This is a genomic window from Microbacterium sp. LWH11-1.2, from assembly GCF_038397745.1.
Classification (GTDB): domain Bacteria; phylum Actinomycetota; class Actinomycetes; order Actinomycetales; family Microbacteriaceae; genus Microbacterium.
In genome coordinates this window covers 716,036-732,028 of sequence record NZ_CP151636.1, presented here as the reverse complement: position 1 = coordinate 732,028, position 15,993 = coordinate 716,036, and the positions used below count along the sequence as shown (strand labels likewise).

15 protein-coding genes are annotated in these 15,993 nt (G+C 68.9%); 10 read left to right on the top strand and 5 right to left on the bottom strand.

Annotated elements, in window-relative coordinates:
• Window positions 1-13: 13 nt before the first annotated feature.
• The 3 genes from MRBLWH11_RS03370 to hisD (MRBLWH11_RS03360) are packed head-to-tail and all read right to left on the bottom strand — an operon-like array spanning window position 14 to window position 2,837.
• Window positions 14-754, bottom strand: coding sequence for an aldolase/citrate lyase family protein (locus tag MRBLWH11_RS03370; RefSeq protein ID WP_341946671.1), 741 nt, complete (start codon window positions 752-754; stop codon window positions 14-16).
• Complete coding sequence (locus MRBLWH11_RS03365; RefSeq protein WP_341946670.1) at window positions 754-1,512, bottom strand: SDR family oxidoreductase; 759 nt, start codon at window positions 1,510-1,512, stop codon at window positions 754-756. Before MRBLWH11_RS03365 ends, MRBLWH11_RS03370 begins: the two co-directional genes overlap by 1 nt.
• The gene (gene hisD / locus MRBLWH11_RS03360; RefSeq protein WP_116636116.1) at window positions 1,509-2,837 is read right to left on the bottom strand and encodes a histidinol dehydrogenase; all 1,329 of its coding nucleotides are present in this window, start codon (window positions 2,835-2,837) and stop codon (window positions 1,509-1,511) included. Before hisD (MRBLWH11_RS03360) ends, MRBLWH11_RS03365 begins: the two co-directional genes overlap by 4 nt.
• Before the next feature lie 99 nt (window positions 2,838-2,936).
• Here hisD (MRBLWH11_RS03360) and MRBLWH11_RS03355 point away from each other — a divergent pair, with 99 nt between their 5' ends.
• From MRBLWH11_RS03355 to MRBLWH11_RS03340, 4 genes are all read left to right on the top strand, one after another.
• Window positions 2,937-3,941 carry a LacI family DNA-binding transcriptional regulator gene (locus MRBLWH11_RS03355; protein ID WP_165808091.1) on the top strand — a complete coding sequence of 335 codons (1,005 nt, stop codon included), beginning with the start codon at window positions 2,937-2,939 and terminating at the stop codon, window positions 3,939-3,941.
• A 134-nt stretch (window positions 3,942-4,075) separates the two neighbouring features.
• Window positions 4,076-5,056 carry an ester cyclase gene (locus MRBLWH11_RS03350; RefSeq protein ID WP_116636114.1) on the top strand — a complete coding sequence of 327 codons (981 nt, stop codon included), beginning with the start codon at window positions 4,076-4,078 and terminating at the stop codon, window positions 5,054-5,056.
• Window positions 5,057-5,087: 31 nt separating this feature from the next.
• On the top strand, window positions 5,088-6,257 hold the full coding sequence (locus MRBLWH11_RS03345; RefSeq protein ID WP_116636113.1) for a cupin domain-containing protein: 1,170 nt from the start codon (window positions 5,088-5,090) through the stop codon (window positions 6,255-6,257).
• A gap of 67 nt (window positions 6,258-6,324) precedes the next feature.
• Window positions 6,325-7,134 carry a nitrilase-related carbon-nitrogen hydrolase gene (locus MRBLWH11_RS03340; protein WP_341946669.1) on the top strand — a complete coding sequence of 270 codons (810 nt, stop codon included), beginning with the start codon at window positions 6,325-6,327 and terminating at the stop codon, window positions 7,132-7,134.
• A 295-nt stretch (window positions 7,135-7,429) separates the two neighbouring features.
• Here MRBLWH11_RS03340 and MRBLWH11_RS03335 read toward each other — a convergent pair whose 3' ends face one another.
• The gene (locus tag MRBLWH11_RS03335; RefSeq protein WP_341946668.1) at window positions 7,430-8,356 is read right to left on the bottom strand and encodes a LysR family transcriptional regulator; all 927 of its coding nucleotides are present in this window, start codon (window positions 8,354-8,356) and stop codon (window positions 7,430-7,432) included.
• 76 nt (window positions 8,357-8,432) lie between these two features.
• Between MRBLWH11_RS03335 and hisD (MRBLWH11_RS03330) the strand changes: the two genes are divergently transcribed.
• Both hisD (MRBLWH11_RS03330) and MRBLWH11_RS03325 read left to right on the top strand, forming a co-directional pair.
• Entirely contained in the window at window positions 8,433-9,749 is a 1,317-nt protein-coding gene (hisD, locus tag MRBLWH11_RS03330; RefSeq protein WP_341946667.1) for a histidinol dehydrogenase, read from the top strand.
• Window positions 9,750-9,870: 121 nt separating this feature from the next.
• Window positions 9,871-10,428: a DUF6611 family protein gene (locus tag MRBLWH11_RS03325; protein ID WP_341946666.1), complete on the top strand. Its 558-nt coding sequence runs from the start codon at window positions 9,871-9,873 to the stop codon at window positions 10,426-10,428.
• 36 nt (window positions 10,429-10,464) lie between these two features.
• Here the strand turns inward: MRBLWH11_RS03325 and MRBLWH11_RS03320 are convergent, their stop codons facing one another.
• A complete protein-coding gene (locus tag MRBLWH11_RS03320; RefSeq protein WP_341946665.1) occupies window positions 10,465-11,010 on the bottom strand; it encodes a hypothetical protein in 546 nt (181 codons plus the stop codon).
• Window positions 11,011-11,438: 428 nt separating this feature from the next.
• On the opposite strand from MRBLWH11_RS03320, the gene MRBLWH11_RS03315 reads away from it, so the two are divergent.
• Genes MRBLWH11_RS03315 through kdpC form a run of 4 tightly spaced genes read left to right on the top strand, consistent with a single transcriptional unit; the run spans window position 11,439 to window position 15,992 of the window.
• Complete coding sequence (locus tag MRBLWH11_RS03315) at window positions 11,439-11,528, top strand: potassium-transporting ATPase subunit F (RefSeq protein ID WP_116636107.1); 90 nt, start codon at window positions 11,439-11,441, stop codon at window positions 11,526-11,528.
• Entirely contained in the window at window positions 11,528-13,201 is a 1,674-nt protein-coding gene (gene kdpA, locus MRBLWH11_RS03310; protein WP_341946664.1) for a potassium-transporting ATPase subunit KdpA, read from the top strand. Before MRBLWH11_RS03315 ends, kdpA begins: the two co-directional genes overlap by 1 nt.
• A 6-nt stretch (window positions 13,202-13,207) precedes the next feature.
• On the top strand, window positions 13,208-15,355 hold the full coding sequence (gene kdpB, locus MRBLWH11_RS03305) for a potassium-transporting ATPase subunit KdpB (RefSeq protein WP_341946663.1): 2,148 nt from the start codon (window positions 13,208-13,210) through the stop codon (window positions 15,353-15,355).
• A gap of 22 nt (window positions 15,356-15,377) precedes the next feature.
• Window positions 15,378-15,992 (top strand): potassium-transporting ATPase subunit KdpC, encoded by a 615-nt coding sequence (gene kdpC, locus MRBLWH11_RS03300; RefSeq protein WP_341946662.1) that lies wholly within the window; start codon window positions 15,378-15,380, stop codon window positions 15,990-15,992.
• Window position 15,993 lies beyond the last annotated feature (1 nt).

The window sequence follows — 15,993 nt, the reverse complement described above, 5'->3', positions numbered from 1 at the left end:
GGATGCCGGCGGCTCAGCGCTCCGGCGAGGCCAGGTCGCGCAGATGCCGCATGAGCGACGACGCCAGGTTGTAGATGACGAGGTCGGCGCCGCCGGCGAAGGATGCTTCGGCCGCGGCACGAGTGCCGACGATGTCCATGCGCAGCGAGCCCGCGCGAGCGAGCTCCGCGTGCACGGCGGCGATGGCCTCCGGAACGGGCTGGTCGTCGGGGCCGGTGGACGCCGCGAGATCGGCGGGACCGACCAGGATGCCGTCGAGCCGCGGCGTCGCGACGATGTCTCCGACGTTGCGCACGCCGTCCGGCGACTCGATCATGCCGAGCACGAGTGTGTTCTCGAGGTACCACTCCAGGTGGTCCCCCGGGTCGACCTCGCCGAAGCGACCGGCGCGGCTGTACGTCGCGAAGCCGCGGGTGCCGACCGGCGGATAGAGCGAGGCGTCGACGAGAGCGGCCGCGTCGGCGACGGTGTCGAGGTGCGGCGCCAGGATGCCCTCGGCGCCCTGATCGAGCACCCGCAGGATCTGACCGCGGTCGTTCTCGCCGACCCGCACGATCACGGGGACGCCGTGCACGGCAGCGAGGGCGATGTGGTTGCGGAGGGCGGTGATGTCGGCAGGTCCGTGCTCGCAGTCGATGAGCACGAAGTCGAACTCCGCGACCGCGAGCATCTCGACGAGCTCCTCCGACGGCATCCGCAACAGAGCGCCGAGGAGCTTCTCCCCTGCCAGAGCCCGTGCACGCAAGGATGTCATCAGGCGACCATCCCCGCGGACAGGTCGACGTCGGCCCCGCACATGCCCGGCATCGCCAGCATCGCGAGGACCGCGGCGCCGACCTCTTCCTCGGTGACCATGCGTCCGAGCGCGGCGCGCGAGACGAACACCTGCTCGGCATCGTCGACAGTGGTGCCTGAGCGCTCGGCCTCGAGCCGGAAGTTGCGCTCCATCCGCGGTCCCTGCACCGGCCCGGGCGAGAGCGAGTTCACGCGCACGCCCGCGGGGCCGACCTCGAACGCGAGCGTCGAGGTGAGTCCGATCACGGCCATCTTCGACGCGCAGTACGGAGTGCGATGCGCGAGCGGACGCTTGCCCGACACCGACGCGATGTTGATCACGTCGCCGTCGCCGCGCGCGATCATGCCGGGCAGCAGCGCCTTGCAGACGAGGAACGTGCCGCGCACGTTCACGGCGAACACCTCGTCCCAGTCGTCGACGCCGATGTCGGTCAGCGCCGCGACCGGACCGGGGATCCCGGCGTTGTTCACGAGGATCGACACCTCGGTGCCCGACAGCGCGTCGCGCAGGGCATCCACGGATGCGGCATCCGACACATCGCACGCGATCCCGCGGGCGCGCTCCCCGAGAGCGGATGCCGTGGCGGCGAGCTTCGTCTCGTCGCGGCCGACGAGCACGACCTCGGCGCCGGCGGCGTGCAGCGAGCGGGCGATGGCCGCCCCGAGTCCGCTGCCACCGCCGGTCACCACGGCCGTGCGGCCTGTGAGATCGGTCATCGCGAGCTCGCTGCGGCCGCCTGGCTTTCTTCGATCCAGGCGAACTCCGTGCCGGCGTGACGCCAGGCGCGGGCGTCACCCGAGCGGGCGTGGCCCTCGAAGAGCTCCACGCGCGCGGCGCGACCGCAGACGGCGCCGAGCTCGGCCGACGACTCCGTGTTCTGCACCTCCTGGTACGTGACGGTGCGCAGGTACTTGCCCACCCAGAGACCACCCGTGTAGCGGGCGGCGCCGAGCGTCGGCAGCACGTGGTTGGTGCCGATGACCTTGTCGCCGTACGAGACGCAGGTGTTCTCGCCGAGGAAGAGCGCGCCGTAGTCGTGCATCTTCGTGAGGGCCTCGCGCGGGTTCTCGGTGAAGATCTGCACGTGCTCGAAAGCGAAGGCGTCGGCGATGCGGTAGGCCTCGTCGAGGTCGTCGGCCACGATGACCTGCCCCCAGTCGCGCCAGGCCGGACCGGCGTAGTCGCGCGTCGGCATGCCGGGGAGGATCTTCTCGATCCAGTCCATGACCTCTTCCGCGAGCGTCTGAGACGTCGTCACCAGCACCGCGGGGGAGTCGGGGCCGTGCTCGGCCTGGGAGAGCAGGTCGACGGCGGTGAAGAACGGATCGGCGTGCTCGTCGGCGACGATGAGGATCTCGGTCGGTCCGGCGAACAGGTCGATGCCGACCTCGCCGAACAGCTGACGCTTCGCCTCGGCGACATACGCGTTGCCGGGACCGGCGATCATGTTGACCGGCTCGATCGTGTCGGTGCCCACGGCCATCGCCGCGACCGCCTGCACGCCGCCGAGGATGTAGATCTCGTCGGCGCCGGCCATCTTCATGGCGGCGACCGTGGCGGCGGGGATCTCGCCGCGGATCGGCGGGGTGCACGCGACGACACGGGGGACGCCGGCGACCTTGGCCGTGATGATCGTCATGTGGGCGGATGCCGTGAGCGGGTACTTGCCGCCGGGGATGTAGGCACCGGCCGCCTGCACCGGAACGTGCTTCTGGCCGAGGAAGACGCCGGGGAGGGTCTCGACCTCGATGTCGACGAGCGAGTCGCGCTGCGCCTGGGCGAAGCGGCGCACCTGGTTCTGCACGAACTCGATGTCCTGGATCACCTGCGGGGGGAGGGTGCCGATGATCTGCTCGATCTCGGCATCCGAGAGGCGATACGACTCCGGGCTCCAGTTGTCGAACTGCTCGGCATACCGCCGAACGGCGACGTCGCCGTTCTCGCGGATGTCGCCGATGATCGCGCGGACGCGTTCGGCGACATCCTGCTGCGCGGTGTCCGCGAACGTCTTCGTCGGCGCGGACTTCAGATGCAGGGGCATGGCCCATCCTTTCGTTGCATACGTATGCTCTGATTATGACCGCGTATGCACGGACGCGTCAAGGCGCTAGAATTTCCCGCGTTGAGGGGGAGGCATCACATGGTCGTGACGAGTCGCGATGTCGCGCGGTTGGCGGGGGTGTCGCAGCCGACCGTCTCGCGGGCTCTGCGGGACGACTCCCGGGTGTCGGAAGCCACCAAGGTGCGCGTGCGCGAGGCCGCCCAGCTGCTCGGCTACGTGCCCAGCGAGGCGGGTCGCGCTCTCTCCTCGGGTCGCACCCGGCGCATCGGCCTGCTGCTGACCGACCTCGACAACCAGTTCTACTCGCACATCATCGCGCCGGTGCACCGGGAGCTCGAAGCCCTCGGGTATCAGCTCATGCTGCACACCGAGACCGCCGACAACGACACGATCGTCGAGCGCCTGCTGGCGAACGGGCTCGACGGCCTGATCCTCGCGACCACCACGGTGGAGTCCGCGGCGCCGCTGCGTCTCAAGGACCGCGGTCTCCCCTTCGTGTACTTCAACCGGATCGGCTCTCTGATCGAGGCGGATGCCACGGTGGTCGATCCGGTGGACGGCTACAAGCAGGCCGTCGATCGAGCCGTCGAGCTGGGACACCGCCGCATCGGCGCGGTGCTCGGTCCCACCAACACCAGCACGGCGCAGGCGCGGGAATCCGCGCTGCGCGACGCCGTCCTCTCGCACGGGCTGACCCTCGCCGAGGCGGACACCCGGAAGGTCTCCCGGTTCAGCGCGGACGAGGGCGAGGCGGCGGCCGCCTCGCTGCTGAGCGGCGATGATCGTCCGACTGTCCTCTTCTGCGGCAACGACGTGGTCGCCTACGGCGTGCTGAATGCCGCGCATCGCGCGGGCCTCCGCGTTCCCGAGGATCTCTCGGTGGTCGGCTTCGACGACCTGCCGGAGGCCGCCTGGCCCATCGTCGATCTCGCCACGGTCCGCTACGACATCATCGGCATGGCCGAGGCCGCGGCCGACCTCATCGTGCGCCGCATCGAGAACCGCGAGGCGCCGATCGAGAACGTGCGCTTCGCGTCCTCGTTCGTGCCCCGTCGCACCCTCGCCGCCGCCGCGGCCGGCTGACGCGGCATCCGCCGCTGACACCCGTGTGTCAGGAAAGTCTCTCTTGCACTCGTTTGTGCATACGCATACACTGACGAAAGAAGCCCGCGATCACCGACGAAACGCGGACTCATCTGTCTAAGGAGTGAAACAGCGTGCCTCTCGATCCGGTCGCCTATCTGCCGTACAAGGACCCCGATGACTTCATCCGTGAGGTCACCGACCTGATCTGGGTCGATCGGTCGATCCACTACATCCGCGAGAACTACGAGCCCGACTCGATCGTGCACGGCGGTCTCGGCACCTCCTCGAACCGTGACGAGGTCATCGAGGGTTCGCTCATGCGCATCTCGGCGACCCCCGACCGCACCGGGCAGGCCGAAGACGTCATCTGGGAGGCGCGCGGCGACGACGCGTTCCTCAGCTCGCACCTCGTGCTCTCCGGTCACCTGCAGACCTCCGAGTTCAGCCGCACGATCGCCAACTGCCTCTATCGGCGCGGTCGCATGGTCGAGGAGTGGGTCGTCCGCGACACGCTCGCGGGGCCCCTCGCACGCGGCGAGGACCTCGACGAGGTCGCCAGCGCGCAGACCTTCCGCGGCTTCTCCGGATCCTGGAACGAGCCGGCACCCGCCGACCCCATCGCGAAGGGCGACTCCGGAGAGCGCCCCGACGAGTACCGCGCAGAGGTCGAGAAGGTCATCGACCTGATCAAGACCGTCTGGAACGATCGCGATCTGCAGAAGGTCGAGAAGTTCTTCGAGCGCGACCTCGTGCTCCTGACCGTCGGCAACCGCCTCGTCATCCGTCCGGAGGGGTACCGTCGCGCACTGCTGCGCTTGCTCGAGTCGTTCCCCGGCGGTCAGTTCGAGATCCGCGACATCCAGACCAACTACGACGTGCGGTACGCGGGTCTCCGCGTGGCCGTCGTGTGGAAGTTCGTCGGCGACTACAACGGCGTCCCGAACTACGGACCGCTCACGGGCAAGCCGGTCGACGTGCTGGGCATCTCGCAGTTCACCTTCCACAACGGCGCCCTCGTGAAAGAGGTCCGTCTGTGGGACGACATCGCGCTTCGCGCGCAGATCCAAGGCCAGCGCGGCGACGAGCCCGTGGCCTTCGCCAACATCTACTGATCGATCCCCCGATCACCAAGGAGAAGAAGAAATGAGCAACGCCATCGTCGACGCGACCGACGTCATCGTCGACGCGAACGAGATCGAACGCCGGACCATCCGTCGCTCCGACTGGGTGCCGTGCAACTCGGCGTTCATCGACTGCCGCACCCCGGGCTCCGACCGCAAGGAGAACTACTCCTTCATCGGTGCCGGCGTCTCGCAGAACGCGAGCCAGTACGTGAACCTCGAGGTCAACCACGGGTTCAACACCGGGGCCGCCGGCATGCCGAACGGCATCTCGAACAACCTGCACCTGCACTTCACGGCCGAGGTGTTCATCAACCTCGGCGGCGAGTTCCGCCTCCGCTGGGGTGTCGACGGCAAGCAGGGCGAGTACATCAGCCATGACGGCGACATCGTCACGATCCCCACGTGGATCTTCCGCGGCTTCACGAACGAGGGTCCGGACGACGGCATCCTCTACACCGTGCTCGGTCGCGACGACAACGGCGGCATCATCTGGGGCCCCTCGGTCCTGCGCGAGGCCGAGTCCTACGGGCTGCACCTCACGGCCGACAACAAGTTGATCGACACGGTCGCCGGCGACGTGCTCCCCGATGACGTGCCGCTCATCACGCCGATGAAGCAGCACTACATCGACGAGCTCACGACCTACACGGTCGAGGACATGCGCTCGCGCGTGATCCAGCCGGGCGACCGCAGGTACTCTGCGGCGGCGCTGCTGTGCGCGGCCGTCGACGGCGGACGCGTCGAGCTCGCGACCGCGATCGGCTACGGCATGAGCGAGAACCGCCGCCAGGTGCCGAACGTGACCGAGCCGCATTCGTTCAACCTCGCGTGGGTGAAGGCCGAGCCGGGTCAGGGCGTGCTGCGTCACCGTCACGACAAGACGCAGGCGCTGCTGTTCAAGACGGGGCGCTGGGAGGTCACGCTCAACGGCGATCCGTCGACGACCGTGAACCTCGGCGCCGGAGACACGTTCTCCGTTCCCGAGGGAGCCTGGCGCGAATATCGCTGCGTCGAGGGCGACGAGACCGGCTCCGGCACGGTGCTCGTGATCAACGGCGGCGACGACCGCGTCTACCTCGAGTGGGCACCGGAGGTCGTCGAGGCGGCCGCCGCGGCCGACTGGACGATCGACCCGAACGGCTACCTCGCTCCGCTCGGAGTGATGGTCACCGCCACGGAAGACGACTGAGAATCGAAGGAGCGCGAGGGGCCGACGGCTCCTCGCGCTTCGTCGTCTCCGAGGGGAGGATGAGGGTATGCCTGCAGACATCGATGACCTGCGCGTCGCCGCGCTGTCGCCCGAGATCGTGATCGGCGACGTCGACGCGAACCTCGGCCGCATCCGCGATGCCGTCTCGGCCGCGGCCCGCCGTGACGCGCGACTGATCGTGCTGCCCGAGCTCGCCACGAGCGGGTACGTGTTCGAGGATCGCGCCGAGGCCGAGAGGGCGGGCATGACGGCGGATGACGCGCGCTGGGCGTCAATCCAGGAGGTCATCCCCGCGGATGCCGTCGTGGTGGTGGGCTATGCCGAGATCGACGGCGAGCGGCTGTACAACACCGCCGCCGTCCTCACCCATGACGCCCACCTGGCCGACTACCGCAAGTCGCACCTCTGGGGCGCCGAGAAGATGGTCTTCGACGTCGGCGCCGAGGCGGGCCTCGTCGTGGACACCTCGTTCGGGCGCCTCGGCGTCGCGATCTGCTACGACAACGAGTTCCCCGAGGTGCCGCGCCGCCTGGCGCTCGCCGGGGCCGACGTGCTCGCGCTGCCGGTCAACTGGCCGCTGGTGCCGCGTCCCGAGGGCGAGCACGCCCCTGAGCTGATCCAGGCCATGGCATCCGCCCGCTCCTCGCGCCTGCCGGTGGTCGTCGCCGACCGCTGGGGCTCCGAGCGCGGAGTCGACTGGACCGACGGCACCGCGATCATCGACGAGCAGGGCTGGATCGTCGCGTTCCGCGCGGTGATGGGCGCGACCGCCGTGCTCTCGCTCGCGGCCGTGCGCGAGAAGTCGCTGCCGCCGCACAACCACCTGTTCGACGACCGTCGGGGCGACCTGTACTGAGGCAGGCGTTTCGTCTCGCTTCGCTCAACGACCGGGGTGCGTCGTCGGGAGGAGAACTCTGCGTGGGGAGGAGCATCCGCGTCCGAGGCTCCGCCCATGGGTGCGAAGTCCCCCCGGGCGAGCGGGGGACCCTGAGCCTAGGTGGGTCCCTGATCCTGTCGAACGGCGCGCCGTCGGGAGGAGAACTCTGCGTGGGGAGGAGCATCGGCGTCCGAGGCTCCGCCCATGGGTGCGAAGTCCTCCCGGGCGAGAGGGGAACCCTGAGCCTAGGTGGGTCCCTGAGCCTGTCGAAGGGTCAGTCGAGCGGGGTGCGGCCCTGGTGCTCGGGGAGCCTCTCGCGCAGCATCCGCTCCGCCAGCTCGGCGAGCCGCTGGGTCGCGGGCGACAGCAGCATCCCCTCGCGCTTCACGAGTGCGATCGTGTCGTGCATCGGCTCCGCGAACGGGAAGGTGCGGATGCCGGCGGCGAAGCCCTCCGCCTCGGTGATGGACCGCGACACGATGGTGTCGGCGGCGCCCGCGGCGACCAGGCTCAGCGCCGTCTCGACGTTCTCGACCTCGACCGCGGGCTCGATCGACAGGCCGTGCAGTCGTGCGCGCTCGAGCAGCTGGCGCCTCGTCGGATCGTCCCACCCGGCGAACGCGTCGTAGAGCACGAGCTTCGCCTCGGCGACCTCGTCGATCGTGACGGGTCCGGCGTCGGCAGGGCGGGTGGCCGAGGCGTAGAGCACCTCGTCGCGGAAGAGCGGGCGCACCTCGAGGCCATCTTCATCGATGGGAAGCACGAGCAGTCCGGCCTCGAGCTCGCCGCTCGCGATCGAGCGCGCGACGTGGGCCGAGTTGATGCCGACCAGGCGGAGCCGCACGTTCGGATGCCGGTGGTGGAAGGTCTCGGCGAGGTCCGCGAGAGCGTAGTACGCGGCGTTGCGGAGCACGCCGAACGTGCAGGTGCCGCGGTCGAGAGAGGTCAGTGCCTGGATCGTGTCGATGCCGTTCTGCACCGCGCTCACCGCCTGGGTGGCGTGCGGACGCAGCTCGAGCGCGGCCGCCGTGGGCACGAGTCGTCGGCTGCCGCGGGTGAACAGGGTGACGCCGAGCTCGCGCTCGAGGCGGGCGACGAGCTCCGACACCGACGCCTGGGTCATGGCGAGGCTCGCGGCGGCCGCGGTGAAGGAGCCGTGCTCCAGGGCGGCGAGGAAGGCGGTCAACTGGGTGATGGTCACAGCCAATGGTAAACCCGATGCAAGGCCTCGGACCATCAGGCTTGTCGGATGGTTGGTATCGATCTAGCCTTCCAGCATGCGTTACTCCTCACCCGTGCTCGCCCGCCTCGACGGAGCGTTCCACCACCTCAAGACCCCGCTCATCGACGCACCGGCCGCGCAGCGCGATCCCGCCGTGATCGAGACCGTGACGAACATGCTCGCCGACATCCGCGAGCGCGGTCTCGACGCCGTGCTCGACTACGCCCGCAAGCTGGACAACTACCAGGGCGCCGACATCGAGCTCACCGCCGAGCAGATCGCGACCAGCGGCGACCGCCTCGCGCCCGACCTCCGTGCCGCGATCGAACTGGGCGCCGCCCGGACCCAGGCTTTCGCCAAGGAGTCCCGCGCGCACCTCTCCGACTTCGAGACCGAGCTCGTCCCCGGCATCGTGACCGGTGCCAAGTACATCCCGGTCTCGCGCGTCGGCGCCTACCTCCCCGCCGGGCGCTTCCCCCTCACCGCGAGCGCCTTCATGACGGTCGGCGTCGCGAAGGCCGCCGGCGTCCCCACGGTCGTCGCCTGCACGCCCCCGCAGCCCGACGGAAACGCGAACGACGCGGTCGTCTACGCCGCGCACCTCTCCGGTGTCGACCGCGTGTTCGTCATCGGCGGCGTGCAGGCGCTCGCCGCCATGGCATACGGACTGCTCGGCGAACTGCCCGTCGACATGCTCGTGGGCGCCGGGAACGCGTTCGTCGCCGAGGCCAAGCGGCAGCTGTTCGGCACGGTCGCGATCGACCTGCTGGCGGGCCCGAGCGAGGTCGCCGTCATCTCCGACGAGACGGCCGACCCCGAGATCGTGGCCGCCGACCTGCTGGGTCAGGCCGAGCACGGCCCGAACTCTCCGGCAGCTCTCGTCACGACATCCGAAGAGCATGGCCGCGCGGTGATCGCCGCCGTCGAGCGTCAGCTCGAGACCCTGGCCACCGCCGAGATCTGCGGTCCGGCCTGGCGCGACTACGGTGTCGTCACGGTGGCGAAGGACCGCGAGACCGCCGCGGCCCTCATGGACGACCTGGCCCCCGAGCACCTCGAGCTCATCACGGCCGACGACGACTGGTACCACGCGAATCTGCGCAACTACGGCTCGCTCTTCATCGGCCCGTGGAGCACGGTCGCGTACTCCGACAAGGGCATGGCGGGCACGAACCACGTGCTGCCGACGGCGGGCGGGGCCAAGCACAGTGCCGGACTCTCGGTCTCGCGCTTCCTCAAGCCGCTGACCTACCAGCGCATCGCACGCGAGGCGACGCCCGAGCTCGCGAACGCCGTGCAGGTCATCTCCGACTCCGAGGGCATGGCGGCACACAGCGCGACCGCGACGATGAGGCTCGCGACCTACGAGTGAGCCCCGTGCGATCAACCCGGAAGTGCCCGTCGCCGTCAGGTGGCGGGCACTTCGTCGTGTCGCGTATGGGTTCCGTGTGGAGTGCTGGTGCCGCGGAGCGGGATGTCCGATCCTTCTCTGCATGCCTCTCGAACAAGCTCCTGATGATCGCCTGACCCGCACGCAGGGCCGCAAGTCCCGACCCGTGCGGTGGGGCCATCTGCAGCAGGCGGTGGCTCGTCATGGCGTCGTGACCACGCGGCTGGTCGTGTACCCGCCGGATGCCTCGGATGCCGAGCGGCGCTGGGCGCATCGTCTCCACGACTTCGCCCCGATCGCCGTGGGCGCGGGTACCTCGTGCTGGCTGCTCCTGATCGCACTCGGCGTCTCCCCGGAATACTCCGCGCTCGCGCTCCTCTGCCTCATCGCTCCCGTCGGCATCCATCTGTGGCGGCGAGCTCGACCGGTGCGGAGTCGAACGATCTCGCTGTGGTCGAACCGGGCGGGGTTCCGATCGGATCCTGCGGACGAACGGCGTGAGGAGATGCTCGCGCTGTACTCCTCGGTGATGGAGAACGCCTGCGATGACCTGCGGCGAGGACTGATCACGCGGGAGACCTTCGAGCGCATCTGGGCTTCGGTCTACGCGGATGCTCGCCGCGCCCGGTTCGCGGACGGTGCTTCCCTGCCGTCGCGCTGAGGCCGCCCGCACGAACTCCTCGGGCGTCGTCTCCGCTCACTTCATGCAGCGCCCGGGCCAGCCGTCATCGGCCGCGCCGGGATCACGGTCGTGCGATCTGACCTGACTTGCGGCGATGGTGCCCTCGCACACGAAGGTCAGGAGGTCTCCCGGTGAGGTGTCGGCGGGCAGGAAGACCTGCAGCGGGGGCGCCTGGCGGTCCCGCTGCTGCACGAGGAGCCGGGTGCGCTCTCGCGTACGGGGACCGTTGAGCAGCAGCGCATCGAGGAGTCGGGGGCCGATGATGCGCAGATCGCAGTCCACGGTGATCTCCGCGGGCCGGCGGTGATCACCCTCCGTGCGTCCCAGGACGGTCGCCAGGACGACCGTGCGGTGTCCGTCCCCGCGGTCGGCGTCGCCCGCGCGGGCGATGAGGACGCAGGGTGTGCCGCGAGTGCGGGCGAGGTCGGTCAGCGACCTCCCCGCGACGGCGATGTCTCGCGGGCTCACCGTCGTCTCCGCCGGCCAGGCCGAGATGCGACGGCGCTGCGCCTGCTGTCGGATCAGCAGCGACGTGGCGAAGATGCTGTGCAGCATGCTCACGACGCATCCGTCCGAGCTGCGGGACTGCCGGGTCGTCGGGTGGGAGGGATCTCCATGGAGTTCATGCCTCAGTCCTACGGCGCCTTCCCGCCGCGGGGAACGCGTCTCTACGGAACTCATGCGGGTCGTCGGAGAGAACGCGCAGCAGCTGCGGAAGGGGGATCCCGGGCCGGACTTCAGCGTCTCATCCCGGATTCGTTAGGGACCCATGAGAGTCGTCGGGGTCGGCGTATGCGTTCCGTTAGAACGCCATTCCCGGGTCGCCGCCGGGTGTTTGATCGGTGATTGCGCCCGCAGTGGGCAGTCCGGTCAGCGTGGGCTGACGTGGTCCTTCGAATGGAGCTTGTTGTGCTTGACATCGTCTACGTGCTGGGCGTGATCGTCCTGTTCGTGGTTGTCGGATTCCTGGGGAAGGCGGTGGAGAAGCTGTGATCGTGTTCGAGCTCCTTGCGGCCGTCCTCGGCATCTCGGCGATCGTCTATCTCGTCGTCGCCCTCGTGAAACCGGAGCGATTCTGATGACGTGGTGGTACGCACTTCTCGCCTTCGCCTCGGTCGCGCTCGTCATCGGCGTCCTCTACCGGCCCGTCGGCGACTACATGGCGTGGGTCTACACCTCGCGCAAGGACTGGAGGGTCGAACGCGGGATCTACAAGATCATCGGCGTCGACTCCCAGGCCGGGCAGACCTGGCAGGCCTACCTGCGCGGAGTGCTCGCGTTCTCGGCGGTCGGACTGCTCATCGTCTACGTCCTGCAGCGCACGCAGCAGTGGCTGCCGTACTCCCTGGGTCTCGGGGCGCCGTCGGAGCACCTGTCGTTCAACACGGCGGCGTCGTTCGTCGGCAACACGAACTGGCAGTCGTACTCGCCGGAGCTGACGGTGGGCTACACCGTCCAGTTCGCCGGCCTCGCCGTGCAGAACTTCGTCTCCGCGGCCGTCGGCATCGCCGTCGCGATCGCGCTCGTCCGCGGCTTCGCCTACCGTCGCTCCGGCACGATCGGCAACTTCTGGGTGGACCTGACGCGGGGGACGCTGCGTCTGCTGCTCCCGATCGCGGTGATCGGAGCGATCGTCCTCCTGGTCGGCGGAGTCATCCAGAACTTCAACGGCTTCACCACCGTCTCGACCCTCACCGGGGGTGAGCAGTCCATCCCGGGCGGCCCGGTCGCCTCGCAGGAGGCGATCAAGCTCCTCGGCACGAACGGCGGCGGCTTCTTCAACGCGAACTCCTCGCACCCGTTCGAGAACCCCACGGCGTGGACGAACGTCTTCCAGGTCATCCTGATGCTGCTGATCCCGTTCTCCCTGCCGCGCACGTTCGGCAGGATCGTCTCCGACAACCGTCAGGGCTACGCGATCCTCGGAGTCATGGCCACCCTGTACACGGTGTCGTTCGTGATCCTCACCGCACTCGAGTCGGTCGGCAAGGGCACGGCGCCCGAGCTCGCCGGCGGCGCGATGGAGGGCAAGGAGCAGCGATTCGGGATCATCGGATCCACGCTGTTCGCGACCACGAGCACCGGCACCTCGACGGGTGCCGTGAACTCCATGCACGACTCCTACACGGCGCTCGGCGGCATGATGCCGATGCTCAACATGATGCTCGGCGAGGTCTCGCCGGGTGGTGTCGGCTCCGGTCTCTACGCGATGCTGATCCTCGCCGTGATCGCCGTCTTCATCTCCGGTCTGTTGATCGGTCGCACCCCCGAGTACCTCGGGAAGAAGATCGGTCCGAAGGAGATCAAGCTCGCCGCCCTCTACATCCTGGTGATGCCGACGCTCGTGCTGGGCGGGACCGCGCTCAGCTTCGCGATCCCCGGTGTGCGGGAGGAGCTCGAGAGCACCTCGATCTGGAACCCGGGCATCCACGGGATGTCGGAGGTCCTGTACGCGTTCACATCGGCGGCGAACAACAACGGATCGGCTTTCGCCGGTCTCACGGCGAACACTCCGTGGCTGAACACCGCGCTCGGCGTGGTGATCCTGCTCGGACGATTCGTGCCGATCGTCTTCGTGCTCGCGCTCGCCGGCTCCTTCGCAGCTCAGGACAAGGTCCCGACCACCTCGGGCACCCTGCCCACGCATCGACCGATGTTCGTGGGGCTGCTCACCGCCGTCACCGTCCTGGTGACCGCACTCACGTTCTTCCCCGTTCTCGCGCTGGGTCCCCTGGCAGAAGGGCTGATGTAAAACATCATGTCGACGACAACCGAAACCCGTCCGGCAACGGCGGCGAAACCCGCGCAACGCGGAGGGTTCACCTGGGAGCAGGTCCGAGCCGCGCTCCCCGGCGCAGTCCGCAAGCTCGACCCGCGCGAGCAGTGGCGCAACCCCGTCATGCTCCTGGTCTGGCTCGGCGCCGCTCTGACGACGGTTCTCGCCGTCGCGGAGCCCTTCATCGGCGGCGCGGCGGACTCGGGCGGCACGACCGTGCCCTGGTCGTTCACCGGCGCGATCGCCGTGTGGCTGTGGCTCACGGTCCTCTTCGCGAACCTCGCGGAGTCCATCGCCGAGGGACGGGGCAAGGCCCAGGCCGAGACCCTGCGCAAGACCCGCACCAGCACGATGGCCCATCGCGTCGCCGAGTACGACGCACTCGGCGATGCTCCGGCCGAGCGCACGCCGTCGTCCGACGTGTCGTCTGCCGAGCTGTCGCTGGGAGATGTCGTGGTCGTCTCGGCGGGCGAGCTGATCCCGGGCGACGGAGACATCGTCTGGGGCATCGCCTCGGTCGATGAATCCGCCATCACGGGCGAGTCCGCCCCGGTCGTGCGCGAGTCCGGTGGCGACCGCTCTGCGGTGACCGGCGGCACCCGCGTGCTGTCCGACCGCATCGTCGTGCGCATCACCTCCAAGCCGGGTGAGACCTTCGTCGATCGGATGATCGCCCTGGTCGAGGGGGCGTCGCGTCAGAAGACGCCGAACGAGATCGCGCTGAACATCCTGCTCGCCTCGCTGTCGATCATCTTCGTCGTCGTCGCCCTGACCCTGAACCCGATCGCGTCGTACGCCGCCGCACCGGTGAGCGTCACGGTGCTGATCGCGCTTCTCGTCTGCCTCATCCCCACGACGATCGGTGCGCTGCTCAGTGCCATCGGCATCGCGGGCATGGACCGGCTCGTCCAGCGGAACGTCCTGGCGATGTCCGGCCGTGCCGTCGAGGCGGCCGGCGACGTGACCACCCTGCTTCTCGACAAGACGGGGACCATCACCTACGGCAACCGCCGCGCGAGTGCCTTCGTGCCCGTCAGCGGCGTGCCGCAGGAGGAGCTGATCCTGACGGCCGCGCTGTCCTCGCTGGCGGACCCCACGCCGGAGGGCGCCTCGATCGTCGAGCTCGCCAGAGAGAAGGGCGCGGTCGTCGGATCGAGTGCGGAGGGCGAGATCGTCCCGTTCACCGCGCAGACCCGCATGTCGGGGCTCGACACCCCGGACGGGGTCAGCATCCGCAAGGGCGCCACGTCGGCGGTCGTCGCCTGGCTCGAAGCCGAGGGCGATCGCCTGCCCAGCAGCGCGCTGGCCGAGATCGAGGATGCCGTGGAGGCGATCTCGCAGTCGGGTGGCACCCCGCTCGTCGTGGCGACGAAGAACCGTGCGGGCGAAGGCCGTCTCCTGGGCGTCGTGCATCTGAAGGACGTCGTCAAGGAAGGGCTCCCCGCGAAGTTCGCGGAGATGCGCGCCATGGGCATCCGCACCGTCATGATCACGGGCGACAACCCGCTGACGGCTGCGGCGATCGCCAAGGAGGCCGGAGTCGACGACTTCCTCGCCGAAGCGACCCCCGAGGACAAGCTCGCCTACATCCGCAAGGAGCAGGACGGCGGCAACCTCGTCGCGATGACCGGTGACGGCACGAACGACGCTCCCGCACTCGCGCAGGCGGATGTGGGCGTGGCGATGAACTCCGGCACGTCGGCGGCGAAGGAGGCCGGCAACATGGTCGACCTCGACTCCGACCCGTCGAAGCTCATCGACATCGTCCGGATCGGCAAGCAGCTGCTCATCACGCGCGGCGCGCTGACCACGTTCTCGATCGCCAACGACATCGCGAAGTACTTCGCGATCATCCCGGCGATGTTCATGGGGGTGTTCCCGCAGCTCGGAGCGCTGAACATCATGGGGCTGCACTCCCCGGCATCCGCCGTGCTGTCGGCGATCATCTTCAACGCGATCGTGATCGTCTTCCTCATCCCGCTCGCGCTGCGGGGCGTGAAGTACCGGCCCGGCGACGCCTCGAGCATCCTCGGACGCAACCTCGCGGTCTACGGCCTCGGCGGCGTGATCACCCCGTTCATCGGCATCTGGCTGATCGACCTCCTCGTGCGTCTCATCCCCGGCTTCTGACAGCCGCGAAAGAAGGAAAGAAATGAACACCTCAACCCGCCAAGCGGGACGGACGATCTGGGTCGCCACCCGCGCGATGGCGCTCTTCACCATCGTCCTGGGCGTCGTCTACACGCTCGTGATCACCCTCGTCGGCCAGCTGGCGCTTCCGGCTCAGGCCAACGGATCCGTGGTGACCGACACTCAGGGCTCCCCTGTCGGCTCCTCGCTGATCGGCCAGTCCTTCGCGGATGCCGAGGGCGAGCCGCTCCCGGAGTACTTCCAGCCGCGTCCGTCCGCCGCGGGCGACGGCTACGACGGGGGTGCGTCATCGGGCTCGAACTACGGGCCGGAGAACGCGGATCTCATCGCCGCGATCACCGAGCGCAAGATGCAGGTCGCCGAGTTCAACGGCGTCGCAGAGGAGGATGTGCCGGTCGACGCGGTGACCGCATCGTCGTCTGGCCTCGATCCGCACATCAGCCCGGAGTACGCGGCGATCCAGGTCGCCCGTGTCGCCGAGGAACGCGGCCTCTCGGTCGATGACGTGCGAGCGCTCGTTGCCGCGCACACGAACGGTCCCGACCTCGGCTATCTCGGCGCCTCCACGGTCAACGTGCTCGAGCTCAACCTCGCCCTGGACGAACGGGAGGGATGAC

What these genes read in the sequence shown, in the direction of transcription:
- MRBLWH11_RS03370 (WP_341946671.1), bottom strand. Translation starts at nt 754, where the DNA reads ATGACATCCTTGCGTGCACGGGCTCTGGCAGGGGAGAAGCTCCTCGGC.
- MRBLWH11_RS03365 (WP_341946670.1), bottom strand. Translation starts at nt 1,512, where the DNA reads ATGACCGATCTCACAGGCCGCACGGCCGTGGTGACCGGCGGTGGCAGC.
- hisD (WP_116636116.1), bottom strand. Translation starts at nt 2,837, where the DNA reads ATGCCCCTGCATCTGAAGTCCGCGCCGACGAAGACGTTCGCGGACACC.
- MRBLWH11_RS03355 (WP_165808091.1), top strand. Translation starts at nt 2,937, where the DNA reads ATGGTCGTGACGAGTCGCGATGTCGCGCGGTTGGCGGGGGTGTCGCAG.
- MRBLWH11_RS03345 (WP_116636113.1), top strand. Translation starts at nt 5,088, where the DNA reads ATGAGCAACGCCATCGTCGACGCGACCGACGTCATCGTCGACGCGAAC.
- MRBLWH11_RS03340 (WP_341946669.1), top strand. Translation starts at nt 6,325, where the DNA reads ATGCCTGCAGACATCGATGACCTGCGCGTCGCCGCGCTGTCGCCCGAG.
- hisD (WP_341946667.1), top strand. Translation starts at nt 8,433, where the DNA reads ATGCGTTACTCCTCACCCGTGCTCGCCCGCCTCGACGGAGCGTTCCAC.
- MRBLWH11_RS03325 (WP_341946666.1), top strand. Translation starts at nt 9,871, where the DNA reads ATGCCTCTCGAACAAGCTCCTGATGATCGCCTGACCCGCACGCAGGGC.
- kdpA (WP_341946664.1), top strand. Translation starts at nt 11,528, where the DNA reads ATGACGTGGTGGTACGCACTTCTCGCCTTCGCCTCGGTCGCGCTCGTC.
- kdpB (WP_341946663.1), top strand. Translation starts at nt 13,208, where the DNA reads ATGTCGACGACAACCGAAACCCGTCCGGCAACGGCGGCGAAACCCGCG.
- kdpC (WP_341946662.1), top strand. Translation starts at nt 15,378, where the DNA reads ATGAACACCTCAACCCGCCAAGCGGGACGGACGATCTGGGTCGCCACC.